The 17,344-nt window shown below is 30.0% G+C and carries 20 protein-coding genes, 1 pseudogene and 1 riboswitch; of the genes and pseudogenes, 17 read left to right on the top strand and 4 right to left on the bottom strand.

Features of this window, described 5'->3' with window-relative positions; genetic code table 11:
• Positions 1–29 precede the first annotated feature (29 nt).
• The 5 genes from BLV68_RS05075 to BLV68_RS05060 all read left to right on the top strand — a co-directional run bounded on the left by BLV68_RS05075 (position 30) and on the right by BLV68_RS05060 (position 5,097).
• Positions 30–1,367, top strand: a complete 1,338-nt coding sequence (locus BLV68_RS05075) for a radical SAM/SPASM domain-containing protein (protein WP_093751481.1) — start codon at positions 30–32, stop codon at positions 1,365–1,367.
• Positions 1,364–2,797, top strand: a complete 1,434-nt coding sequence (locus tag BLV68_RS05070) for a radical SAM/SPASM domain-containing protein (RefSeq protein ID WP_093751479.1) — start codon at positions 1,364–1,366, stop codon at positions 2,795–2,797. The genes BLV68_RS05075 and BLV68_RS05070 overlap by 4 nt, the downstream gene beginning before the upstream one ends.
• Before the next feature lie 278 nt (positions 2,798–3,075).
• Positions 3,076–3,237 carry a hypothetical protein gene (locus BLV68_RS15405; protein ID WP_159428617.1) on the top strand — a complete coding sequence of 54 codons (162 nt, stop codon included), beginning with the start codon at positions 3,076–3,078 and terminating at the stop codon, positions 3,235–3,237.
• A 91-nt stretch (positions 3,238–3,328) separates the two neighbouring features.
• Positions 3,329–4,702 carry a radical SAM/SPASM domain-containing protein gene (locus BLV68_RS05065; protein WP_093751477.1) on the top strand — a complete coding sequence of 458 codons (1,374 nt, stop codon included), beginning with the start codon at positions 3,329–3,331 and terminating at the stop codon, positions 4,700–4,702.
• Positions 4,703–4,734: 32 nt separating this feature from the next.
• The gene (locus tag BLV68_RS05060; protein WP_093751475.1) at positions 4,735–5,097 is read left to right on the top strand and encodes a YkgJ family cysteine cluster protein; all 363 of its coding nucleotides are present in this window, start codon (positions 4,735–4,737) and stop codon (positions 5,095–5,097) included.
• Positions 5,098–5,524: 427 nt separating this feature from the next.
• Here the strand turns inward: BLV68_RS05060 and BLV68_RS05055 are convergent, their stop codons facing one another.
• Together BLV68_RS05055 and BLV68_RS05050 are read right to left on the bottom strand one after the other, a co-directional pair.
• Positions 5,525–5,788, bottom strand: a complete 264-nt coding sequence (locus tag BLV68_RS05055) for a hypothetical protein (RefSeq protein ID WP_093751473.1) — start codon at positions 5,786–5,788, stop codon at positions 5,525–5,527.
• Positions 5,789–5,799: 11 nt separating this feature from the next.
• Positions 5,800–7,044, bottom strand: a complete 1,245-nt coding sequence (locus tag BLV68_RS05050; RefSeq protein WP_093751471.1) for a Y-family DNA polymerase — start codon at positions 7,042–7,044, stop codon at positions 5,800–5,802.
• Between the two features lie 286 nt (positions 7,045–7,330).
• On the opposite strand from BLV68_RS05050, the gene BLV68_RS16260 reads away from it, so the two are divergent.
• The 7 genes from BLV68_RS16260 (at position 7,331) to BLV68_RS05020 (ending at position 12,351) form a co-directional block, all read left to right on the top strand.
• On the top strand, positions 7,331–7,432 hold the full coding sequence (locus BLV68_RS16260) for a transketolase-like TK C-terminal-containing protein (RefSeq protein WP_399263736.1): 102 nt from the start codon (positions 7,331–7,333) through the stop codon (positions 7,430–7,432).
• Between the two features lie 77 nt (positions 7,433–7,509).
• The gene (locus tag BLV68_RS16255; RefSeq protein WP_407702344.1) at positions 7,510–7,650 is read left to right on the top strand and encodes a transketolase-like TK C-terminal-containing protein; all 141 of its coding nucleotides are present in this window, start codon (positions 7,510–7,512) and stop codon (positions 7,648–7,650) included.
• A gap of 45 nt (positions 7,651–7,695) precedes the next feature.
• Positions 7,696–7,868: riboswitch (cobalamin riboswitch) on the top strand.
• A gap of 169 nt (positions 7,869–8,037) precedes the next feature.
• The gene (locus BLV68_RS05040) at positions 8,038–8,520 is read left to right on the top strand and encodes an ATP:cob(I)alamin adenosyltransferase (RefSeq protein WP_093751467.1); all 483 of its coding nucleotides are present in this window, start codon (positions 8,038–8,040) and stop codon (positions 8,518–8,520) included.
• A gap of 17 nt (positions 8,521–8,537) precedes the next feature.
• Positions 8,538–8,936: a DUF4430 domain-containing protein gene (locus BLV68_RS05035; RefSeq protein ID WP_093751465.1), complete on the top strand. Its 399-nt coding sequence runs from the start codon at positions 8,538–8,540 to the stop codon at positions 8,934–8,936.
• A 4-nt stretch (positions 8,937–8,940) separates the two neighbouring features.
• Positions 8,941–9,444: a hypothetical protein gene (locus BLV68_RS05030; protein ID WP_093751463.1), complete on the top strand. Its 504-nt coding sequence runs from the start codon at positions 8,941–8,943 to the stop codon at positions 9,442–9,444.
• Between the two features lie 151 nt (positions 9,445–9,595).
• Positions 9,596–10,786, top strand: coding sequence for a carboxylate--amine ligase (locus BLV68_RS05025; protein WP_093751461.1), 1,191 nt, complete (start codon positions 9,596–9,598; stop codon positions 10,784–10,786).
• A gap of 29 nt (positions 10,787–10,815) precedes the next feature.
• The gene (locus BLV68_RS05020) at positions 10,816–12,351 is read left to right on the top strand and encodes a Mur ligase family protein (protein WP_093751459.1); all 1,536 of its coding nucleotides are present in this window, start codon (positions 10,816–10,818) and stop codon (positions 12,349–12,351) included.
• Positions 12,352–12,636: 285 nt separating this feature from the next.
• Here BLV68_RS05020 and BLV68_RS05015 read toward each other — a convergent pair whose 3' ends face one another.
• Positions 12,637–12,954, bottom strand: coding sequence for a hypothetical protein (locus BLV68_RS05015; protein ID WP_093751457.1), 318 nt, complete (start codon positions 12,952–12,954; stop codon positions 12,637–12,639).
• Between the two features lie 599 nt (positions 12,955–13,553).
• Here BLV68_RS05015 and BLV68_RS05010 point away from each other — a divergent pair.
• The 5 genes and pseudogenes from BLV68_RS05010 to BLV68_RS04990 form a co-directional block, all read left to right on the top strand.
• Positions 13,554–14,039, top strand: coding sequence for a hypothetical protein (locus tag BLV68_RS05010; RefSeq protein WP_093751455.1), 486 nt, complete (start codon positions 13,554–13,556; stop codon positions 14,037–14,039).
• 368 nt (positions 14,040–14,407) lie between these two features.
• Positions 14,408–14,950: a sigma-70 family RNA polymerase sigma factor gene (locus BLV68_RS05005; protein ID WP_093751453.1), complete on the top strand. Its 543-nt coding sequence runs from the start codon at positions 14,408–14,410 to the stop codon at positions 14,948–14,950.
• Between the two features lie 11 nt (positions 14,951–14,961).
• Positions 14,962–15,204, top strand: a complete 243-nt coding sequence (locus BLV68_RS05000; protein ID WP_093751451.1) for a BhlA/UviB family holin-like peptide — start codon at positions 14,962–14,964, stop codon at positions 15,202–15,204.
• 90 nt (positions 15,205–15,294) lie between these two features.
• Positions 15,295–15,654, top strand: a complete 360-nt coding sequence (locus BLV68_RS04995; RefSeq protein WP_093751449.1) for a hypothetical protein — start codon at positions 15,295–15,297, stop codon at positions 15,652–15,654.
• 250 nt (positions 15,655–15,904) lie between these two features.
• A pseudogene (locus BLV68_RS04990) lies at positions 15,905–16,267 on the top strand (transposase); the annotation flags it as partial.
• A 344-nt stretch (positions 16,268–16,611) separates the two neighbouring features.
• On the opposite strand, the gene BLV68_RS04985 reads toward BLV68_RS04990, so the two are convergent.
• Positions 16,612–17,208 carry a hypothetical protein gene (locus tag BLV68_RS04985; protein ID WP_093751447.1) on the bottom strand — a complete coding sequence of 199 codons (597 nt, stop codon included), beginning with the start codon at positions 17,206–17,208 and terminating at the stop codon, positions 16,612–16,614.
• Positions 17,209–17,344 lie beyond the last annotated feature (136 nt).

Below are 17,344 nucleotides of genomic sequence, written 5' to 3'. Positions count from 1 at the left end.
AGTACTTTTGAGAGGTGGAAGGTGATAAAGTGGGTTTAATAACTGAGAATTTTAACTTTTATAAAAGAGGTGATAAATATCTTGTTATTTTCCCAGAAATTCCATATTGGTTTGTAACAGGAAAGGGAGGTATGGATCTATTAAACTTATTAACTAGAAACGATAGTTTAGAAACAGTAAGCCAGCACATACAAGAAAAATATAATATCAAGCAAAGTGAGTTAGTTTGTAAAAACTTCCTAGATAGTTTTAATAAGATTTTGCAATTAAAAGAAAAAAGTAGGGAATCTTCAAATTATAAAATTGAACTTTGTGAATTCACATTGAGCAGGGATTGCAATTTAAAATGTAATAGCTGCTATAGGAACTATGGTTTTGAAAATAATGATTGGGTTTTGGAAAAAAAGTATATAAACAATGTACTGGAAGGGCTAAAAGAATACGCTACAGAGGAATGCAGAATTGGTTTTACTGGTGGAGAGCCATTAATGCAGTTGGATTTACTCTTTTACGCACTAAATAAGGCGAGAAGTTTAGGATTTAATGATTTCTATATTGAAAGTAATGGAATGTTGATAACATCAGAAATTGCTAAAAAACTGTACAAGCTTGGCGTACGTGAGGTTACAGTTGTTTTAGATGGTTCTTGTGAAGAAATTAATTGTATAACAAGACCTAGAGAAGCATTTTCCAATATATTAAAGGGAATTAAGATATTTAGAGATAATGGGTTAGTAGTTATTGCAAGAATGGCTATTCATGAAAAAAATGTTTCTGATATTGAAAATTTCTTAAGGATGTGCAGTGAAGAAAAGATATTTCCATCTTTAACTCCTCTTGCAAAATTAGGTAGGGCTAAGAATTTGAATCTTGAGCCAGCAAGTTTAAATAGAATAGTTGATGAAATAAAAACAGGGATAAGTAAAAGCATAATCTCAAATTATACAGCAGCATATACTTTGAATAATATTTTAATAAATTCGTTATTGCATTTAACTCGTAAGAAATCTTGTAATATAGCCAAGAACAAGATATTTATAGATGCTAATGGTGATGTTTATCCATGTATTGATAGTATTTGTAGTGAATATTTCAAGTTAGGTTCATTAGAAGAATGTGATTTCAAAAAAATTTGGGAGGAGTCTCCTAAGGCTAAATATTTAAGGAACATATCTGTAGATAATTTTCCTATTTGCAGAAAATGTGATTTAAAATATATTTGTGCTGGTCATTGTAGAGCTTTGACTTATGAGGAATATAAGGATTTAGAGCATCCGTTTGTATGGTGTAAAGATCTACATGATACATATATAGATACGATGTGGTATATATATGACATGAAATCAAGAAAGGAGGTAGCTAAATGAAATATAGCTCACCTACATATGTTCCAATTGAGTTAACTGGTAAGTGCAACTTAAAATGTAAGCATTGTTATGGGAACTTCCCTAGGTATGAAGATAATGAAATGACAACAGAAGAAATATTCACATTAATAAATCAATTATATAAATTGGGGGTATTTAGATTTGAATTAGGTGGCGGAGAACCAACTTTAAGAGATGATTTATTGAGCATTATTAAACATATAGATAAATATAGAGATATCAATGTAAGTATAGTAACTAATGGTATACTGTGGAATGAAAAAATGATCTATGAACTATCCAAATTGAAGGGAAATAAAAAGTATGTTCATATTTCTATGGATGGTTATGATGAAGAAACTTATTCATTTTTAAGGAATAATAAAACTGCATTTAATAAAGCTATTGAGACCTCTAAAATGATGGTTGAATATGGTATAGAAGTAGCATGGAATTTTGCAGTAGGCAAAGAAACATATTCTTATCTCCCTAAAGTATTAGAATTAGCTAAAGAAATGGGAATTCCCCATGTTAGATTAATGGTTCTCTATAATACTGGAAGGGCTATTGAAGATAATGTAGGTTTTAATTATGAAGAATTTCAAAATTTCATGATTGATTATATTGAGAGGTTAGTTGTAAAATCGCCAGTCCCTATTTCGTTAGCACTAACTCAACCATTTGAATTTTTTGTACCATTGTTGGAAGCTGGTTATTCAAAAGAGGAAATTCTTGAGAAAATTCCCTATGCTGTTAATAATTTAAGCGATGATTATTATAATAAACAGACTAATTTAGCATGTCCTGGTGGAAGAATGCTTGGTGCTATTGATTCTGTAGGGAATATGTATTTTTGCTGTATTTTAACTGGAATTTCAGAATTTATAGGGGGTAATATTTTCAATAATAATATAAAAGAAATTTGGGATAATAGCCCAGTTTTTAATTGGATACGTTCAATTAGACTAGAAGATTTAAAAACTGACTGTGTTGAATGCAAATATCATTCTCTTTGTGGAGGTGGATGTAGGGCTAGGGCTTATTTTTATTCAGGTGATATTTTAGGGGTAGATCCTTTATGTCCATTTGTAAAGAAGAAAGACAAGATATCATTAGAAATTCCGGTAGTTACCAAGAAAAGAATTGAGTTTCCCAGGGAGGTAAAGAAATTTGAATCATCAAATGCATTTTCAGTTAATGTTAAAGGTAGGTCTATGAGAATAAGAAAAGAAGAATCAGGCGGTAGTGTATTTGTGCCGCATGATACTTATTTGAATATCAATAAATCTGGATATATGATATTAAGGTTGTTATATGAAACTAAAGATTATGAAAAAGTTATAAAAATAATTAGTGAAAAATATAAGATTTCTAATGATAAATCAAGAGATATTATAAATAAGTACTTGGAGAAGCTTATTGCAAATTGATGCTTAGAGAAATTTTTTGATACATAGGTTTAGCTATGAAACAGGTAGTTAAGTAATAGTAAATATTATTGAAGGTCTTATACTTATGGTACCAGATTAAATAATTGCTATTTAAAATACTTGGATAGGAACTTGATATTAAAGTACTAATTTGAGTTTATACATAATCTAATATATAAAATACTGGATTTATTAGTTGTAATATAAAAAGATGTAATGATAGTACTAGTGAAGGTTTTTTGAAATTAATTAAAAATTAATGAAAGGAGGGAATTGATGTGGAAAGAATTAATTCTGTAAGATTAGATCTATTAGATTTTGAAGATTTAGACCAAGAATTTGACTTTATAGGATGTGATGATTTCAATCCTGACTTAACGACTTCATCTGCAAGTGTCATGTGGTATAAGGCAGGACAGACAGTAATAACATTTGAGTAAATAATATAATAAGGATAGGATTGTTTTAATGCAAATAACTTGCATTGAAACTAACTATCCTTATTATATTACTATATAAGGTGGTGTTTATATGTCAATATTAAATAATGAATATGTGTATTATCAAAAAGGCAATAAATATTTATTTATCTATCCGGATATTCCTTATTGGTTAGTTGTTAATGAAAATGCAAAAAGGTTATTAGAATTGTTTAAGAAAAAAGATGATATTGAATCGGTAGTAGAGGAATATGTAATAAGATATAATGGAGATGCTGATAGGACAAGGGCTGCAGTGCAAAAAATTTATGATAGATTATTAGAACACAAAATTATAAAAGCAAATTATGGTAATAGTGTAGAATGGAAAGGGATAATTGATACTGCTGGAATTAATATAACAAATAATTGTAATTTGCGATGCACATATTGTTACGCTGATGCTGGAAAGGAAATAATTAATTATCAAGATGAAATTGATTTTAGTGGAATTAAAAAATATCTTGACGGAGTTAAAAATTATGCCTCAGAAAATTGCTATATTCAATTTACAGGGGGAGAACCGCTCTTAAGAAAAGAATTATTATTTAAGTCAATTAAATATGCTCGAGAAATTGAACTTCCAAAGATAACAATAAATACTAATGGTATATTAATTGATGATGAAGTAGCACGTTTCTTTAAGGAATATTCTATTGATAATATTACAGTATCACTTGATGGCATAGATAAAGAAAAACATGATAAATTTAGAGGAAAGGGTAGTTATGATTATGCAATTAGAGCAATAAATATACTTAAAAAATATAATTTAAATGTTACTGCTAGCATGACTGTACACAAAGAAAATTTTGATTATCTGGAGGGATTTATTGAATTTTGTAAAATCAATGGTATCCAATGTTTCACATCACCTTTGTTTCCTATCGGAAGATGTAAAGAGGATGATAAGTTGTGTCATGTGCCTTTTAATGACTTATATAATATATTATCGAGATGGTACTCTGAAGGCAGATTCAATCAAAAAGATCTAGCTGGTACACTATTTCATACAATGATATTGCCTATGCGAGATTTAACAAGACGCAATTATTGTGGAGCAGGAATGTCTAGTGTTTTTATGGATGCTAATGGTGATATATATCCATGTACAAATACAATAGGTGCAAGTTATTTTAAATGTGGAAATATATACGATCAAATGTTTGATCAGATATGGTTTAACTCAGAAACTCTTAAAAAAGTAAGAAACGACATTAATGTTGATAATATTATTCCATGTAAAAAATGTGAACTTCGTTATATATGTGCTGGTTTTTGTCGAGGTGTAACTTATAAAATTACAGGAAAAATAAATTCTCCTTTTCCTTGGTGCAAAGAAATAAAACAATCTATAATAAGTGCCATGTGGGATATAGGCGAACATCCTGATGTTTATAAAGGAGTAAAAGACAAATTTGCATAAAAAAATGCTTGAAACAATGGGAGGTGGAATCTATGTTGACATATGCAGATATAAAAAGTGATTTATGTGTACATTGTGGTGCCTGTTGTAAAATATTTATTCCCGTAAAATGTGATGAGAGATATTTAAATTTTATTAAAAGTATAGGAATTCCATATATACAGGATTCACCAAATACAATTCGGATTGTATGGGGAAACTGTCCAAAGCTAGAGATAATTGAAAATAATGATGAAAAAAAGTATTTATGTACAATTTATGAAGAAAGACCTCAGCTATGTAGGGATTTTAATTGCATTGCTTGGGCCAAAGTTAGTAATACATATGAAAAATCTGATTTAGTACGTCATGCCGAGAAAACTTTTTATAAAATATCTAGGAAACAACAAGTTTAAATTTTGAAATATATAGTGTAATTTGACTTGTAGCTATATGGTTATGAATATTCTTCCATTTTTTTATTTGTAGAATTGATGCTAGGAATTGTTATAAGTCTTAAATAATCTGCTTTAAAAGCAAGAGATCTCAACATAAATTTATATAAGAACTGTAGTTACGAATATTTTTATTAAAAGAGGACATGTCCAAATGTTTACAGGGATTCTATAGTGGGTACCACTTTCTATGTATTTTTTTGCTGAAAGGTTATAAGTATTTTTAAAGACCCACAAATTATATGATAATTTCGAGAATAAATTTAGGTATAAAATGGCTTCTGATTATATTTGCTAACTTATGCTTTTATTTTAGCTATTTTAGATAATATATTTTTGGTTTTTATCCTAGCTAATTTTGTACTAAACTGCTATACAACTTATTAAATTAAATTTTAAAAAGAAACCATTTAAAAGTATCCACTTCATATTTTAGTTCATATATCCTTTTAGCATTATTAATTATGCTTTCACACCTGTATAGGATCATCCTATTGCCTGCTAGTTTTTCTTCTTCAACAAATAAAACCTTATCAACTTTTATGACTCTGTAAACGTTGTTTGCATCCACAATCCTATATCTTAATGGAATTGGATTTTTATTTACACTAAACCAAGCGATCATCTCTATAGGTTTCATCAATACTTTCATCATAACCACCCCTATAAGAAAATTGACATCATGGGATAATCTGTTTCTGTTACTACTCCACCAATAATAGGCTTTATTCCAGAATGGAGAAAGCAAGAACGAATTATGGAATTATATCCATATTTATTTCGTATTTTATCTATGGTTCTATCCAATATTTTATCTTTTTCACTATAATCCTCTAACAAGGATAGCTGTTGAAAATCGTTAGAATACAATTCAGAAATACTTATGGAAAACCGCCTTATAGGTTCTCCCTGCCACATTTCATCGAATAACTGTTTAACAGTTTTATATATGACATTAGTAGAATCGGTAGGTAAGTTTAATTTCCGTTGATGGGAATATGAATAAAACTGATTATTTTTTAAGGATACAGAAATCACCTTTCCGCATTGTTCTAAATTTCTAATTCTCATACCTACCATTTCCGATAAAGCCAATAAAAACATATGGCTTTCCCTTTTATTATCCACATCATAGGCGGTTGTAGTGGAGTTGCCTATAGATTTAATGGGAAGGGATCCATTTCTTACGTGAGAGTTTTCCATTCCATTGGCGTATTCCCATATGAGTATCCCTGGTTTTTTTAACCACGCGTATATATAATCTTTGTCTAGTTTAGCCAATTCTCCTATGGTAAAAATACCTCTTTTGTTTAATTTCTTTTTAGTCCTAGGGCCTATCATAAACAGTTTACTTATCGGCAGAGGCCACATCTTATCTCTTATCTCATAATGGAAAAGAGTATGAACCTTATCGGGTTTTTCAAAATCTGAGGCCATCTTAGCCAATAATTTATTGGGGCCTATGCCTATATTTACTGTAAAGCCCAATTCCTTTTTTATTCTTTCCTTTATTTCATAGGCAGTATCTAAAAAGTTTGTTTCTCTATTGTAAGAATAATCCATAAATACCTCATCAATAGAATACCTTTGAATATAAGGGGAATACTCTTTTAATAGGTCTATCATGGAATTACTGGCCTTCATATACATTTCATAGTTAGGTGGAACTATGGTTAAATTTGGGCACTTCTGTCTTGCTGAGTAGAGACTTTCTCCAGTTAAAATGCCGTATTTTTTAGTAGGAATGGATTTAGCCAGTACTATTCCATGCCTCTTTGATTCATCACCTCCTACTATGGAAGGGATATCCCTTAAATCTATGACTTCTCCATGTTGCAATCTATATGTTGCTTCCCAAGAAAGGTAGGCAGAATTAACATCTATATGGAATATAATCCTGTGTTTCATTAAAATCCCTCCAAGCCTATTATAACAGAACATATGTTTTGTGTAAATAGTATTTTAATATTTTTTAAATATTAGAGGAATGGTGCAATTATTAACAGGATTTTTGGGTTATATATATAATATGGGATTGGATTAAACTAAAGGGGAGGATCGCATTAATATAGATAAATTAACCATTAATACCATAAGGGTTTTATAGGCAGAAGCCCATTTAGCAGCTCATTTTAATAGGCCAAGCCATGAAATAATAGACCACCATACCTATATACTTGCAGGAGACGACTGCTTGATGGAAGGCATTAGCTATGAAGCTGCTAATAGATTGAAGGATAGGGGAATTGGTACTAAAGTGGTAAGCATGCCTTCTTGGGAGATATTTGAAGAATAAGGAAAGAACTATAAGGAAAAGGTACTGCCTAAAGAAGTAACCAAAAGATTGGCCGTAAAAGCAGCATCGGATAATATATAGGCAGTGATGGGAAAATCTTATCTATAGATGATTTTGGAGCATCTGCACCAGGGGATAAATTATTCGAGAAATTTGGATTTACAGTAGATAGGATTGTAAAAGAAGCTTTAAGATTATTGGATTCGAATAATCAATAATATTGATAAGCATTTAAAATTATAGTATTATAAATCTAGATGAAAACTTAATATCCTAATATAGGTTGCTTTAAGCATTAATAGGGAAACAGGTGAAAATCCTGTGCGGTCCCGCCGCCGTAAGGTATTTTAGTAGTTTACAATGCCACTGGGAAACTGGGAAGGCAAACTACTATTACAAGCCGAGCCGGAAGACCTGCCTATATTAGTACAACGACAACTTCACGAGGGATGGAGGTGTTGTATGATTAGATGAGGGTGTTTCGTATATTGAACACTTATCTATGGATACAGTATGCAAACCTTTCAGCTTGAAGTTGGGAGGTTTTTTGTTTGCTAAGGGAGGTGTAAATTATAAAGAAGCTGGGTGAAATTTGCTATCCATTTATGGATGAAGAAGGGCTATTTTGTGATTTTGAAATATTATCTGATGGTATTAGTAGTTATTTTGGCTTATCTTTAGCTATAGCTAGAGATAGAGCATATCCAGATGACATATGTAATATTCTAGAATGGTTAGCAGAGATGAGCCTACATGTTAATGGTTCTTTAAGAGGTAAATTGGCCGTTGAACAAAAGGATTTGGACAGGTTATATGAAATATATTATTTTTACAAAGATAAAATTCACGTTGAAGGCTTTACACTGCCTGTTGGTTCCTATCTTTCTTGCCACTTAAATGTGTTAAGATATAAAACTAAAGAATTAGTTCGATTACTTCATAAGATAGATCAACAACAGGAGAAGGTGCCAAAGATATTGTTTTCATTTACTAATCTATTAGCAAATTTTCTATATGTTTTAAGTTGTTATATAAACTTTTTAGATAGAATGGAGAATAAGCCTTTTATATCTAAGAGTTATAGATAAAAGTGAGGAGGAATATTATGAATAAAAAAATAATAGCAATTATATTAGTTTTAATAGTTACAGTACTATTATTTGCTGGGTATAAGGCATTTTTAAGCCCTAAAGGGGTAGAGGGTCAAAAATTAGTTACAATACATGTTATTAATAAAAATGAAGATGTAGACAAAACATTTGAATATAATACAGACCATAATTTTCTATTAGAACTATTAGAGGAAAAGGAAGAAGAACTAGGGGTAACATTTGAAAAATACGATTTTGGTACCATGGTAACAGGAATGTTAGGATATGTAGCTGACCCCAACAATCAAGAATACTTCCATATTTATATTAACGGAAAGGATGCGACAACGGGGCCGGGAGAAATACCTCTAACCGATGGAGATACTTATACCTTTGAATTGAAAAACTATTAATGCCATGAAGATTAGAGATATAGCTCTTATAGGAATTTTAAGTGCAACTATTACAGCAGGGAAATTGGTCTTAAGTTTCATACCCAATATAGAAATTGTTACCCTATTATTTATTGCATATACCATTGTGTTCGGTTATAAAAAGGTATTGCTAATATCAGTAGTTTTTACAACTACTGAAATATTCATATATGGGTTTGCTACTTGGCTCCTTGTCTATTATATAATTTGGCCCATCCTTATTATAATAACGGAACTATTGAAAAGGAGGGTAAAATCTGAATATGGTTATGCAATCATAGGAGCCATATTTGGCTACACTTTTGGAATTTTCTTTTCCGTAGTAGAATCCTTTTTCTATGGTGCAGCTTATGGATGGGCTTATTGGGTTAGAGGTTTATTGTTTGACTTAATCCATGGAACTTCAAATTTTATTATAGTCCTAGTTCTTCTTAAACCTATATTAGATATATTAAATAGGTTAAAGAAGACATATTATAGAACTTAAAGCTAAGGCAATACCTTAGCTTTTTTCCATAAAAATTTTATGTTTTTAATAATTAACTATTTGGAAATAATTCCATTTATATGCTACAATATTTTAAACAATGTAATGGTTTATATTAATAGAAAAGTGGATAGAATATTGAGGTGGAATAATGAAAACTAAAGCTGTTGTTCTTGGAGCTAATTATTATATAGGATTGAGTATTATGCGCTGTCTAGGTGTTCATGGAATACCTACTGTTGCTATAGACTATTCAAAAAAGGGTACTTATGGATTTTACTCTAAATATTGTTCTGAGTTTTTGGTTGGACCAAATTGTAAGAAAGACCCTGAAGGATTATTGGATTTTTTAGTGGAATATGGCAAAAAGCAAGAGCATAAGCCGGTTTTATTTCCTTCTGCAGATGGATATGTAGAATTTATGGATAAGTATTTGCCTATTCTATCTAAATATTATTTAGTTACACAAACAGAAAAAGGTCTATATACGAAGGTTATGGATAAGGGAGAATTACATTCCTTAGCTAAGAAACATGGGGTATTAGTGCCAGAGACAGTTCATATAGATGAAGAAAATTTTAAAGAGAAGGTAGAAGAGATTATAAAATTTCCATGCTTAGTAAAGCCTACTGATTCTCCTGCTTTTGTATCCAAATTTAGGAGGAAACTGTTCAAAGTGTATAATATAAAGGAATTGGAAGAGGCTATTGAAAAGGCTACTTCTGCAAATTTGGAGGTAATAGTTCAAAGGATTATACCCGGCTTTGATGACCATATGTATACCTTTGATGCCTATCTAAATCAAGATGCTAAGGTAACACACTGGATAACATGCCAAAAATATAGACAATTTCCCGTTAATTTTGGGGCTTCTGTTTATACTGGACAAAAATATGTACCCGAATTATATGACATAGGTGGCAAGTTCTTAGAAGATATTGGTTATAAAGGTTTTGCAGAAATAGAGTTTAAGAAAGATGCAACTACTGGGAAATACTATTTAATAGAGATCAATACTAGGACTACCAATCTTAATAGTTTGTTGTTTAAGGCAGGAATTAATATGCCCTATATTGCTTATCGAGAATTAACAGGTAAGCCTTTAGAACCTTATGCCATTACGTATGATACAAACTTAGTATTTTGGTATGCCTATGAAGATTTATTTGCTATAAGGGATTACTTAAAAACTGGACAATTGAAACTAATGGACATAATAAGGTCTTTTAATAAACCAAAGGCATATGCTATCTGGGATTGGAAGGATCCTAAACCTGCTTTTGCATTTCTTGGAAATAAATTTGGTTCTTTATTTAGAAAAATGTTTAAGTTTAATAGGTAACACTACTTATATTGAAGGGAGTACTAAAGATGAGGCTATATGGATTACTCCAGTTTATAGATGTAATTGAATTCTGGAATGAAAAGGATATGGATATAAGGGGCATTGCTTATAATTCAAGAAAGGTAAGCCCAGGGGATTTGTTTGTCTGTATAAAGGGAAGCAATGTCGATGGACATAAGTATGTTAACCAGGCCATTGAAAATGGTGCAGCAGCAGTTATAGTGGAAGATTATCAAGAGATAGACATTCCACAATTCCGTGTAAAAGACAGCCGTAAGGCTTTAGCTACCTTGAGCCATAACTATTATGGTCGTCCTTCGGAAAAGATGACGGTAATTGGTATTACAGCCACCAATGGAAAGACATCTACTTCATTTATGGTCAATTCCATTTTGGAAAGCTATGGAATAAAGACTGGGCTAATAGGCACCGTTATGGTGAAATATGGAGATTTTATAGAACCGGCAATATTAACAACTCCTGAATCCTTAGACCTTCAGCGTCATTTTGCCCAGATGAATAGAAAGGGAGTTTCCCATGTGGTAATGGAGGTTTCCTCTTCTGCCTTGGAGCTCAACAGGGTAGGTGAGGTGGATTTCGATATAGTAACTTTAAATAATGTAGGGAGAGAACATATCGATTTACATACTTCCTTTGAAAAATATTTTGAGTATAAAGCCAGCTTAATAAGAAATGCAAAGTCAACTGCTTGGGCCATACTAAATTTAGATTGTCCCTATTCCAAATCTTTAATAGATGAAACGAAGGCGAGGGTTTTAACTATTGGAGTAAAGGATAATAGGGGGGATTTATACTGCAGCAATTTAGACCTATCTACAGGTAGACCTAAATTCAAAGTCCATATTCAAAATCCAATTAAGGTTGACAATATGGGGTATGAACCTCAAGAATTTAATATAGATTTGTTCGTTCCAGGCTTCCATTCCGTTTACAATTCGATGGTAGCCATATCCGTTGGGCTATTATCTGGTGTACCTGTTCCCATAATTCAGGAGGGGATCAATTCCTTTAAGGGAGTGGAAAGGCGCTTTCAAATCATATATGATGAAGGTTTCAAAATAATAGACGACCATTTTGCAAATCCTGAAAACATAAATGTTACATTGGAAACCTTGAGCATGATGGATTATAATGATCTTCACATAGTATATGCTATCAGAGGCAGCAGGGGGGTAATTACAAACAGAGAAAATGCTAAAGCTATAGTCAGATGGGCTTCAAAGCTAAATATTAAAGAGATAATCGCCACATTAAGCAGATCCCATGTCGCAGAAAAGGATAGGGTAAGAGATGAAGAGATAGAAGTTTTCAAGGAGATAATGGATGAAGCAAATATTAAAGTTCACTTATATGATGAATTGCCAGATGCTATATCCCACGGATTATCCAAAGTATCGAAAGAGGATATATTGCTTCTGGCAGGTTGCCAGGGGATGGACTATGGGGCCAAAATTGTCCTAGAAGAGATATATAAGTCAAAACCAAATATGGATAAAAAAGAGCTATTTAGAGCACTAGGGAATAGGATAGCGGGGATGTGATAAAACTGGTTTAAGCTAAAAGTAGTTATAACTTAGCTGACAATGCTTTTATTTCTGATTATTTTCAAAAAATAAAATTAATGTCACTAAATGTTTGGTGTTGGTGATTAAACCAACGTCAAACATTATAGGACTTTTAAGTCAACAGTTTTTCTAATATCATGTGAATTACATGGGTATCCAAATACCATTATCTTTTACTGCTACAACTCTTCCAGCACCTGAAACAATCCTAAATCCTTCATCAATAAATTCAAGGAATGGTAATTCTACTTTTAATAATTTCTAATTTGGATTATCGTCCATGATGTTCCACAGTCTTTCTAGATAATCTTCTCCATGTCTACAAACAGTGATTATAATATCACGGTCACTTGGTTCTGAAGTTATGGTAGAAATTACCGCAACGGCTAAAGTAAAGGGGGTTCCTAGCATAAATGCTAACGATAGTACAGAGGCAAATGCAGATAATTTTTGCCTAAGCTTTTCTTCATCTTGGTTTTGAAAATCTTTCATTCTCATTTCAAATTGAGCTCTTTTAATTTTGTTTATTTGATCTTTTGATAATGTAAGTGTATCAATATATTCTATTCTTCTTCCCATAATAAATCTTTCCTTTGCTTTTTTACTTTTTAATACTTTACTGTCTGATTAGCAAAACAAATAATAATAATTTTGATCGTTTTTATGTCATATATAGTTAATAATTTTTATTATATGTGTAATATAATGAATTAGTATAATATTAAGGCTATCAGATTTTTGACCTGTTTTTAAGCTTTAAGATAGCTTTTCTTAACTTCATAATATTAACGCCTCCTATTCATTTTTATTTAAGAAAATTTAACCTGTTTGTTTCTCACTATATATAGATATTTTTTTAACTAAAATGTAAACGTGTAATTTAAAATATTAAAAAAATTTAGGGGTTTCTTAAACATTACAAAATAGATATGTTTAGCAGTCTTTTTATAATGGATTTATAGGGGCTTTAGTTCATTCATGAAAGGAATTTGCCAATATTTATAAAATATACTATAATATAGTAAGGGCTTTCTTGAATTTATTATCAAGGACAAATCCATTTATACTAAACTCATAGAATTAATATTTAACTAGATACTGTAGATGAAAATTTAAAAGTAGAAAAGTTATGAAGCGTTATTTCAGAAAGGTAAATATTATGGGGATGGTTTAAAAATATGAAAAGATTAAAATATTTGTTTTATGTTTTAATATTGTTTTTATTATTATTAAACTTTTACCAAAATTATATTTTTTATAGGATTCCCTATAACCCTTTGGCTGAACTATCCACAGATATTCCAACTAAGTTTTATTTAAATTTAAACGGTCCCAATGGAGTGACTTTATCTAAAAGTAGTTATAACTTAGATGACAATGCTCTTATTTTTGGTTATTTTGAAAAATTAAATTTAATGCCTCTAAAAGAAAAAAGACACAGAGATGAAATTTATAAACATGATACTGAATCATACTATTCATGTGGATTTAGATTTGGCGATTTGAAATATAGCTTTGTATATATAACGGAAGTTTACTTAGATGATTTGACGGTTCTTTCCATTAGATCCGATATACCTAAGTTTAAAAATGGATACTACAAGATTATAGATTCTAAATTTGATTATGAATATATCAATAGTATATTAGACAGTTTCCAATGAAGGGGCTGTTAAGTCTTTAAATAATGTTGTAGGACAATAATTTTAGGCTTGCAAATTACTCAGCCTAAAGTCTAAATGGACTTTAGGCTGAGTTTTTATCTTAATCCGAGTCAGAATTTCTAGTAGCAACAGTTATGGAAGTTGAATTTTGCCATCACAATAATGCAGCCTGAATTCTGAAATAATAGACAGGAAACCTTAGTAATCACAAAAGATTTGTAAACATGTTTTTACAAATTATATTTTATGAAAAATGTATAATAAAAGCATAAAGTAAATTAATTTACTAATTTTCCAAAGTTATGTTTACATTTTAGCTCCTTTTACATCATTATTAAATGAAAATGATTTTAAAGGAGGGTAGATAGGTGTGTGGGGAAAGTTTGTTTGAGTTAATAAAGATGATTCAAGTCAAAGAAAAAGGTTATAAAGTTGCTATACTCAAGCTCGTAAAACAATTCCAACCTCTCATTAGAAAGTACTCATATCTATTGAATTATGAAGATAGCCTATCGGAATTAACTTTGAATTTTATTGAAACGCTTTACAAAATTCCCATTGATAACCCCAGATTTAAACAGGATAAATACATTATTAGTTATATAAATAGATCTATAAGGAATGGTTATATACGTTTTTCACAAAAAAGAAATAAATTATACTATTATGAACCTACGATCAATTTAGATATAATTGAGGATTCTTATCAAATAAATGTAGGAGACAAGTTATATATTGACGAGTTATTATCATTATTAACTGAAAGAGAAAAAGAAATAATACATCTAAAATATTTTAAAGAGTATAGCGATATTGAAATCTCAAAAAAAGTTGGGATTTCAAGACAAGCAGTAAATAGTACGAAAAATAGGGCACTTACTAAGATGAAAAAATATGCCTTATCTAGTTAGGAGGTGGTAAATTGGAAAATGAACTAATAAAGATAGCGGCTTCTCAGGGAATTTGGGCTACTTTAAGCATTTTTCTAATATTTTATATTCTAAAAGTTCAAAGGGAAATGGATAAAAAGCAGGATGAAAGGGAAAAAAGTTATCAAGAAATAATAGTTAGTTTAACAGAAAAATTTGATGTAATAGAAGACATAGATAAAAATGTGAGAAATATTAAAAATAGCATAGTAAAGTTTAAAAATAAAACCGTATAGCAGGTTGACATATTAGGTTGATAAGTCTCTATATTAAGTAGATACACAAACAGCCGGCTGTTTTGTATAAAAAATAAAGGAGGGGATAGAATGAGTTATTACGAAAGAAGCTATTATGATAGGGAACTGACAAAAAAAGATTTAGATAATATGGCAACTGCACTAGAAGGTATTATTGAAAGGAAAAATAATGAATCAAATCTTAGATCATACCTTGCAAATATTGGTCTAACATTGTTAGGATTTAGTAAAAAAATAGGTAACGCTGCTGCAATAGCAAGTATATTAATTTCAATATTTCAAGATGACGCAGGATACGAGGATGGGATGAATAATAATATAATAAGAACTTATACTAGAATGAATCGAGTATACAGAACTATGGATGGGGAAGATCCTAGGGAAGATAGATATATATTATGCAGGTGTAATATGGTAGTTAGGTTATAGAAGGAGTAGAAATACCTGTGTATTTTTTAGAAACAGGTTTTATGGATAAAAATGGACAATGGATATTAGCAGGATAGAGACAGTAAGTAATTTGGGCAATAATTTTTACCATATGGAAGTATGCACTTTTTTTACTAGGTCATTGTAACTGTTAATTAGATAGTATAAAATAATTTGTTTTTTTGGGAAAAACTTTGCTCCTTTCTGACAAGAATCAAAATAAGATTCTAAAAAGAAAGGAGCTACTTTTATAACAACATTACCAAAAGAAGTTCTAAGAAATATGGTTAAAGGTGGCAATTTAATAACAGCTGGAGATCTTCATTCATATCTTAAGGATATGTTTAAAGATATTCTCCAAGAGATGTTAGAAGCAGAACTGGGAGTAGAATTAGGATATGTTTATGGGATTGAATTATCTGCAGAAATGGTAAGTAAGATAACTGATAATATAATATCTCAGATAAAAGAATGGCAAAATAGGCCCTTAGAAGCAATATATTTATTTGTTGTAATGGATGCTATCCATTACAAGGTTAGAGAAGATGGGCAAATTAAGAATAAGGCAGCTTATGTAGTTTTAGGCGTAAATTTAGATGGATTCAAAGATATAGAAATTGGGACCTAATATTAAACCAGCTAATGATATTCTTTGAAGGTCGAATAGAAAAGTATCTATAAAAACTAAATAAAGAAAAGAGACTATAGCAAAATAGCGAAACTATTTCAAGCTATAGTCTCCTCCACCAAAAGTAGTCTTTAGAGAATACAAATTCTCATTATAAAATATGTCTCCAAAATTTAAATTTGATGCATAAATTTTTAATTAATGGAAAGATAATGCTAAATTCAGGACCTCAAATAGCAAAATTTAGTTCTTGTCAGGAAAGGTGTAATAATTTTAAAAGCACAAAATTATTTACAGTCTCTTTACTTATTAATATAACTTATTTAATACTAATATACATTTTTTATTATTTCTTCATATAGTTGAATCCACTGATTATTTTTTATAACATTCGTATTGGGGTTAACTGTAGTCATATTTATGATGGTACTTTTTTTATCCTTAATATTAGTAAGCAAATTTATAATTAGATGAAATTTTTCTATTTTTTCATCTGGTATAACATATCCTTCTTTGGTTTTCTTATAAAAATTTGTCTTTATTATACCGTAGGATTCTCTTTGCAATCTATTGGCTATAATAGAGAATGGTTCATCAGTGGTATAATCTAAATTATATCTATTAATATATGTTTCTGTAGAAGTAGACAATGTATAGAAATGATCTGAGAAATCTTTTATTAAGTTCCTCGCTACTGCAAATTCTTTTTCTGTAAAATGTTTATTTTCTAAAAACTTGGTAAGCATTGGTAGTAATTCATCGGAGATATTTATTAAATTTCCATAAGATTCTTTTATTAATACATTTAGAGTAATCTCATACCTTTCTTTTTCTTTTATCAAAGATTGAATTTTACAAAATTGAAACAGTATAATAATCAAAATAATAAATATAAAAATTAGTTTATAATTATAAATATTTTTCAATAAATCCCTCCTTTTAATTCAAGCGTTATTTTTGAATACTTGTGATTGAATTTTTTAATTAACATAAATTATTAGAATTGATATAGAGTTATTAAAGATAAAAATAGATGTAATAATTCCAGCGAACTTGCTAAAT

Source organism: Tepidimicrobium xylanilyticum (genome assembly GCF_900106765.1).
In the GTDB taxonomy this organism is placed as follows: Bacteria; Bacillota; Clostridia; order Tissierellales; family Tepidimicrobiaceae; genus Tepidimicrobium; species Tepidimicrobium xylanilyticum.
This window is presented reverse-complemented; position numbering and strand designations above follow the sequence as displayed.

What these genes read in the sequence shown, in the direction of transcription:
- BLV68_RS05040 (WP_093751467.1), top strand. Translation starts at nt 8,038, where the DNA reads ATGGATGAAGAAGGGCTATTTTGTGATTTTGAAATATTATCTGATGGT.
- BLV68_RS05060 (WP_093751475.1), top strand. Translation starts at nt 4,735, where the DNA reads ATGTTGACATATGCAGATATAAAAAGTGATTTATGTGTACATTGTGGT.
- BLV68_RS05050 (WP_093751471.1), bottom strand. Translation starts at nt 7,044, where the DNA reads ATGAAACACAGGATTATATTCCATATAGATGTTAATTCTGCCTACCTT.
- BLV68_RS05025 (WP_093751461.1), top strand. Translation starts at nt 9,596, where the DNA reads ATGAAAACTAAAGCTGTTGTTCTTGGAGCTAATTATTATATAGGATTG.
- BLV68_RS05010 (WP_093751455.1), top strand. Translation starts at nt 13,554, where the DNA reads ATGAAAAGATTAAAATATTTGTTTTATGTTTTAATATTGTTTTTATTA.
- BLV68_RS05020 (WP_093751459.1), top strand. Translation starts at nt 10,816, where the DNA reads ATGAGGCTATATGGATTACTCCAGTTTATAGATGTAATTGAATTCTGG.
- BLV68_RS05070 (WP_093751479.1), top strand. Translation starts at nt 1,364, where the DNA reads ATGAAATATAGCTCACCTACATATGTTCCAATTGAGTTAACTGGTAAG.
- BLV68_RS05035 (WP_093751465.1), top strand. Translation starts at nt 8,538, where the DNA reads ATGAATAAAAAAATAATAGCAATTATATTAGTTTTAATAGTTACAGTA.
- BLV68_RS04995 (WP_093751449.1), top strand. Translation starts at nt 15,295, where the DNA reads ATGAGTTATTACGAAAGAAGCTATTATGATAGGGAACTGACAAAAAAA.
- BLV68_RS05055 (WP_093751473.1), bottom strand. Translation starts at nt 5,788, where the DNA reads ATGAAAGTATTGATGAAACCTATAGAGATGATCGCTTGGTTTAGTGTA.
- BLV68_RS05065 (WP_093751477.1), top strand. Translation starts at nt 3,329, where the DNA reads ATGTCAATATTAAATAATGAATATGTGTATTATCAAAAAGGCAATAAA.
- BLV68_RS05030 (WP_093751463.1), top strand. Translation starts at nt 8,941, where the DNA reads ATGAAGATTAGAGATATAGCTCTTATAGGAATTTTAAGTGCAACTATT.
- BLV68_RS05015 (WP_093751457.1), bottom strand. Translation starts at nt 12,954, where the DNA reads ATGGGAAGAAGAATAGAATATATTGATACACTTACATTATCAAAAGAT.